The sequence below is a fragment of the Prevotella sp. 885 genome (assembly GCF_002265625.1).
GTDB lineage: Bacteria > Bacteroidota > Bacteroidia > Bacteroidales > Bacteroidaceae > Prevotella.
The window spans coordinates 1-1,838 of record NZ_NOVE01000110.1 but is presented as its reverse complement, the minus strand read 5'-3'; the positions used below and the strand labels follow the sequence as shown (position 1 = coordinate 1,838).

At 45.4% G+C, this 1,838-nt stretch carries 3 protein-coding genes; all 3 read left to right on the top strand.

The features are described from left to right. Window positions 1-527 precede the first annotated feature (527 nt). Window positions 528-755: a hypothetical protein gene (locus CHL74_RS15230; RefSeq protein ID WP_094881999.1), complete on the top strand. Its 228-nt coding sequence runs from the start codon at window positions 528-530 to the stop codon at window positions 753-755. A gap of 32 nt (window positions 756-787) precedes the next feature. Continuing rightward, complete coding sequence (locus tag CHL74_RS15225) at window positions 788-1,117, top strand: hypothetical protein (protein WP_094881998.1); 330 nt, start codon at window positions 788-790, stop codon at window positions 1,115-1,117. 190 nt (window positions 1,118-1,307) lie between these two features. Then, the coding region (locus CHL74_RS15220) for a hypothetical protein (protein WP_141241362.1) at window positions 1,308-1,838 on the top strand (531 nt) is incomplete at its 3' end.

The window sequence follows — 1,838 nt, the reverse complement described above, 5'->3', positions numbered from 1 at the left end:
TTAGTGAATGAACTCCGATACTGCTGATGTTCATTTTTGTAGCCACAAGCACATCCACCTTTCTGCTTGCCTTAAAGATAGGTATCTGTCTGCCACGATTTCAACATGAAAGAAGTAGCCATCCCATCCTATGATGACAACAGAGATTGCACAATTCATATCACCAGTCTTCTTCTTTTATTATTCCGGAGTAATATTCTGAAGTGGTGTTCTTTCGTACCAAATCATTTTATTTGTTCGACGTGAAGCACTTACCAAATGTAATGCTTACTGATTTTTCCTTTGCAAAGTTAGCGCAAGCGGCATTCTGAAAGGGTCGCGCTCCACGCTTAGCCTAAGATTTTTTCAAAAGTTTTTGGGGCAGGTTTGCCTCATTCCAAAATCTTTCAAGCCCTGAAGGATGAAATAATCTTGGCTATCCCTTGCATTTACATGCCTTCTCCTTGCTGCTCCTTGTATGCACGTAAAAATTACAAAAGCACTTCGGTGCTTCACTTTTAAGTCGAACAAATAAAATTTCAAAGATTATGGTACACACCACTTTTAATTCAGAATATCACTTCGGTAAAAGAAGTTCAAGACAGGTTGAATTGTCAAGCAATCTCTATCAGGTTGTCATCAATGGAGAAGATGGCGAGTATATCGAATACGAAATCGAGGCGGACAGCCATTCTGAGGCAAGCGTCAAGGCGGAAGCACTCGCAGCAGACAGCTTTGTAGACATCAGCTATATCGAAGTCTATCTCATTCACTAATCAGATTGTTTCACTCTTAAAATAAGAAAGTTATGAATACTTCAAATGTCATTTTAGCAGCTAAAGCCAATTCCGGCAAGTCCACAAACAATGTATGGGTCGTTTACACAAGCGATAACAGCTCAGACAAGATGTATTGCACAAGTGCATACAAGGCTATGCGCCTCGCCTTCCTCCTCAAAAAGAGGTTGGGATTGAACATCTCTGATAATTGCCTCGCACGCCTCTCGCAAGAGATTGCAAAAGCCAAGGGAGCCACAGCTCCCACGGCGCAGGAGGTGCAGAAGCCGGAGCCAGCTCCAGTAGAGGAAAAGCCAAAGAAAAAGAGAGGGCGCAAGCCAAAGGCTGAAAAGGCTGCTTAGGCAGTCTTCCACTTCCGCCCGGCTCGAAGGAGTCGGGCTTTCTTCTGTCGCTGCTGCAAGATCGTAACAAGTCCGCACTTGCCTACACTCCATACTAAAGCCCTTTGTCCTTCGAGCCGTGCAGAGCAACGCAGCGGTTGGGTCTTTTCTTATACAGGCAAAGCCTGTTATCTTTGAAAACAAAAAGGTCATGCTGAAAATCAATTATAATCCTTCTCTCTACGTCTTCACTTGCAACATCCCATCGGAGATTGAAATATCTACTGATGCTGCTTCGGTATATGTCACTATCGCATGTGGTCCTGACACTATCTTTGAAACTACGCTTTATCCTTACAACAACATCGCCATGCTCTATGATGCTCGCTCCATCATCGAGGGGCACATGCTGGATAAGCAACGTGTCTTCGCCAACTTCGTCATCACGGCAGACACAAAGACTGAAGAGACGACCACGCCGGAGCGCCATTTCATTTACTCTCGTCTGAGCCTCGCCACAAATGCCATGGGCTTCGTACAGCTGTGCTTCCTCACCACACGCTCGATGTTTACCATTCCACGCAATTCGTTTCAAACTCTTTCGGCGTTTTACTTGCCTAATGTCACGCTGCAGGGCTACACCGAGTGCCTGGCTCTCTTCGATGGCGAGTCTACACCTCGCATGGTGCGCATCGAGGATGCTAAAGTGGACACCAAGAACACCACCTTGATACGTGACATT